The sequence below is a fragment of the Pedobacter sp. genome (assembly GCF_035566355.1).
Lineage (GTDB): Bacteria > Bacteroidota > Bacteroidia > Sphingobacteriales > Sphingobacteriaceae > Pedobacter.
Genome location: NZ_DATMRL010000206.1, coordinates 1 through 4,425 on the forward strand (window position 1 = coordinate 1; position 4,425 = coordinate 4,425).

A 4,425-nucleotide genomic window follows, 5' to 3' on the forward strand; every position below is an offset into this window, starting at 1 on the left:
ACTCATATATCGGATAACCAGCCGAATCCAAATCATCAGCTGAAACCGCCTGCCAATTCCCATTGTCAAGGAACATTTCGCCAACTAAACCACCATGATAAACCACTTTAAAATTAACACCATCCTGCGGATGAATATTCAAGTCAATCTGCTCCCCATGAGCTTTAATTACAATATTAAAAGGATCCATAAGAGTCAATGATTAAAGAATTTATAGTCTATTGCAGAAAGAACAATATCCGATGTATAAAGGTTTCGAGGTTATCATTCTATTTCTGCACGCTGCTCACATCATCTTCTTTTCAACTAACATACTTATCCAGTAAATTCCCATCTGTCCCCTGTTATCCATTATGCCTTTTGGCAACTGATCTTTAGGACAACTTAAAATGGAAGTATCTACCCCTTTTACAAATGCAGTTAAGGCTTCAAGTTTATTTTCTGAAAATGGAAGTATCGTGTAGTCCCAACTGGAATAAAAAGACAACATCCACTTAAATTCTACATCGATTTTTCCAGCGATTAAATATTGATTTAAAATGGAATACGATTCAGATACGGTTGCATTATCAAGATCTTCAATTCCTGTATAACAACTCGGCTCCACCAGAGCGTACCAATTTAAAAATATCAGCCGCTTTAAGATTTCAAGCTTTATCGATTCTTCATCAATGCGAAAATAGAGTTCAAGATAAGATTTATGGATATTCCGATATTGCTCAAATATTCCTTCCGCAGAAAGTTTTTCGGTTACAAAGTCCATCATTCCATTTTGAGATTCAGCATAGTCCCAAATTTCTATTTCTCTATCAGATAAAATGTCGATTTCTGTTTTCATAATAGCACTTAATTTAATCCTGGCCTGCTCGTCCATCAAGTGAATTTAAGTATTTAATTGACTCCGAACTGAGTAAGGCATATTAAATCAATCGTATTTTTTGTCGATTTCGCTTCTTAAAGCGATGTATTTTAATTCAATATTATCAATTTAAATGTCATTTAACTTATCTTCACAGCATCTATATAATCTTCATGACACAAACTTTCACAATCAACGAATCGCTAATTGGAAATATATTGAAACGTTTAGCAATCCGATTGATTAAAATTTACACTTTGGTATTAATCATTATAACGTTGCCTGATATCATTAATCCTAACAAACCATTTAGGACAATTGGCCTTTCGGCCGGCGTTGTGGTAGCAATGATGGGGTTTACTATGCTGCTTGGATACAAAAAAACAAGAAAGATGTACAGTGGCTATCAAATAACTTTAGACGATAAAGGCATTGAGCTTAAGGCACCAATGGCTGCTTATAAAAGAATAGACTGGAGTGAGCTTGCTTATGTCGAAAAGGAAAGTGGTGATATTAAGGCATATGACAACACTGTTAGTGCCTTAAGCAGATGGTGGACCGGCACCGGTGTAATATTCATACCACGTGAGATTAATAATAAAGATCAATTACTTCTATCACTTGTTAATCATATAAATAATTAACACCATCCTGAGGATGAATATTCAAGTCAATCTGCTCCCCATGAGCTTTAATTACAATATTAAAAGGATCCATAAGAGTCAATGATTAAAGAATTTATAGTTCATTGCAGAAAGAACAATATCCGATGGATAAAGGTTTCTAGGCCATCATTCTATTTCCGCACGCACCATGTGGTCATCGCTCTGATGTTTTGTACGTTGGTGGTTTTGATGGGTTCATAAATATGTCCATCAAGTCGTTTGGTAAGCCGCTGGAGCATTTCCTGGTTGACCAGGAACCTTTCTGATCCATCAGGAAGGATGTATCGGCCATTTCCAATAAATCTGACTGAAGTTTCAATTCCGATTTCAGAAGCGAGACGGCAGAAAAAGTATCCTCCGGGTTTTAAGACATTCCACATAGCGTTTAACATGGCATCAAAATGCTCCTGGTTCTCTGCAAAATGTAGAACCGCAGAGCTAATGACCAGATCAAAACTTTCATTTTCAAAAGGCATATTTTCTACCGGTGCAACCTGGAAGTTTTCTTCGGGATTGATATGCGGAAAAGCACAGGCAAGGTTTTTAAGATGTGCAATAGCTTCAGGGTTTTGATCTACACCGAATACATTTACGCCGCTTTTTAAAAAGTAAAACAGGTTTCTTCCCGTTCCGCATCCAGCATCTAAAACAGTTTTACAATTGTCGTAAGTGCCTTTGGCCAACTGGTCAAATAAATAGATATCAATGTTTCCGAAGGTTTCCTGAATGTGCTGTTTAATCATCTCTTTGCAAAGATAACATTTATCTCCCTCGCTTATTTCATGGGCAAAAAAATGCTTATTTTTACTGAAATGAAAAATAGTACCTCAAACCTGTATTTTAAATCGAAAAAGACTTCGTTAATCATATTAGCGTTAGTGGCTCTGTTCTGTTCCAGAATGCTATTTTTCTTTTTTGATGATCCTGATGGCCCTAATCTTCTAATAGTTGCAGTTTTTGCATTGCTTATTTGTCTTTTCTCTTTTGCGTTATATTTATTCTCCCCTTCCAGAATAGGTGGTATAAAGAGGCTTTTGATGGCTATTCTTAGCCAGATACTATTGGTTATTATTCTCTATTTTTCTATGAAGTGATTATGAAGTTCGCCCATGCACCCAAGAAAATATGTTTTACTGATCAAGCCTCAGAACCTGTAAGGTTCAGCTAGATCAGTAAAACATATTTTCCAACAAAACCTAGAATCTGTACTCACAAATACCCCGATCAAATCACCACCTTTAGAACCCACGCATATTTCCCCGGCAATTCCTTAGGAAGTTCCACAACTGCAAACCCATCCTTTTTAGTCCATACCAATGGCTTACTATGCCCCAGCAGAAAAATCTTCGAACCATTTTTCGGTTGAATTGCTGAAAAAGACACCCGGTTATTTTCATTCTGATTAAAGATCACATACCCTGTCTTACCATCATTGCTCTGAGTAAATTTAATATGATCACCTTCTTTATAATCCTTCATCCCCTTGGTACCATAGATCGACTCCTTATTAATGTCCAGCCACTTACCCATTTCCCCCAGCCGCTCAATACTTGGCTGCGGAATCAAGCCTTCAGCTGTAGGGCCCACATTCAACAGATAATTCCCACCTTTTGCAGCAATATCAACCAGATTATCAATCAGTGTTTGTGCCGATTTCCAGTTTTGATCATTTTTCACAAAACCCCAGTTGTTGTTAATCGTCATACAACTCTCCCAGTAATCCTGGCCCGCCCCTTTCAGGATCTCCTGTTCAGGTGTACCAAAATCTCCAGCAGCATGTTCATATTTATTCATCCCTTCCATTCCGGCACGCCCTTTACCCACACGATTATTGATAATTAAAGAAGGCTTAATATTGCGCAAATAGTTATAAAGATCTTTACCCTGCTCTTCCGTCCATTCTCCAATCCACTCACCGTCAAACCAAAGCACCTCAGGATCATATTTCTTAATCAGCTCAGCAAGCTGCGGTTTTAAATATTCTTCCCTGTAGATCTTAAAATCAGGTTTTGTTGCCGGCTGTTGTTTCGGGTTGGCATTAGGCTGATGCCAGTCCATAATAGAATGATATAAACCAAAATGGATCCCAGCAGCTTTACAAGCATCAGAGAGTTCCTTAAGTACATCTCTTTTAAAAGGTGTAGCATCCATAATGTCGTACTTAGTAACCTTACTGTCCCACATGCTAAAACCATCATGGTGTTTAGAAGTGATCACAATATATTTTACACCAGCCGATTTGGCAATTCTCACCCACTCTTTTGCATCAAATTTCTGAGGGTTAAATTGCGCTGCAAATTTTTCATATTCAGCCGTTGGAATCTTGTGTGTCTCCATAATCCATTCTGCACCACCACCTACACCATTGTATTCACCAGCCGGAACAGCATACAAGCCCCAGTGAATAAACATTCCAAAGGTGGCATCATCCCACCACTGCATTCGCTTGGCTTTAACTTCTTTTGATTCTGCAGTATAATCTTTCTGGGCAAATGTGGCATAAGAAATCATCACGAGTCCTGCCAGGAATAAAACTATTTTCTTCATAGAGCTATGTTTGGTTCTCACAAAGAAAAGAGAAATATGCATTCAAAAATCTGGCATCCTACTCATTTGTTAAGCAAAATTGGCAAATTGGTCTACTTCCCAGGTATATACTTGTACTGACCTGCGTTCCTGCTTTATTTACGTAATGCAAGTTTTTTACCCTTTCCGCTTTCTATGTTTAGAAGTTAAATCTTGTTTATAATGATTGTATAAGGCTGAGTGGCAATTTGGTAGATTCAGCAATAATACTCAGTTCAACACCATTTTGCTTCAGTATTTGCGCAACTTCTTTCTTCTCAGCAACAGCCCTATCTCTTTCTTTCTGAGCACCCTTTTTCTCCCCCTCTTTTAGGC

General features: G+C 37.8%; 5 protein-coding genes. 1 reads left to right on the forward strand and 4 read right to left on the reverse strand.

Annotated features, from left to right (window positions below; genetic code table 11):
- The coding region (locus VNZ46_RS07955) for a hypothetical protein (RefSeq protein WP_325559541.1) at window positions 1–190 on the reverse strand (190 nt) is incomplete at its 3' end.
- 96 nt (window positions 191–286) lie between these two features.
- Window positions 287–838, reverse strand: a complete 552-nt coding sequence (locus VNZ46_RS07960; protein WP_325559542.1) for a hypothetical protein — start codon at window positions 836–838, stop codon at window positions 287–289.
- A gap of 194 nt (window positions 839–1,032) precedes the next feature.
- Here VNZ46_RS07960 and VNZ46_RS07965 point away from each other — a divergent pair, with 194 nt between their 5' ends.
- Window positions 1,033–1,503, forward strand: a complete 471-nt coding sequence (locus VNZ46_RS07965) for a hypothetical protein (RefSeq protein WP_325559544.1) — start codon at window positions 1,033–1,035, stop codon at window positions 1,501–1,503.
- Between the two features lie 152 nt (window positions 1,504–1,655).
- Here the strand turns inward: VNZ46_RS07965 and VNZ46_RS07970 are convergent, their stop codons facing one another.
- Entirely contained in the window at window positions 1,656–2,267 is a 612-nt protein-coding gene (locus VNZ46_RS07970; protein WP_325559546.1) for a class I SAM-dependent methyltransferase, read from the reverse strand.
- A 481-nt stretch (window positions 2,268–2,748) separates the two neighbouring features.
- Complete coding sequence (locus VNZ46_RS07975; RefSeq protein ID WP_325559548.1) at window positions 2,749–4,071, reverse strand: alpha-L-fucosidase; 1,323 nt, start codon at window positions 4,069–4,071, stop codon at window positions 2,749–2,751.
- Between the last annotated feature and the right edge of the window lie 354 nt (window positions 4,072–4,425).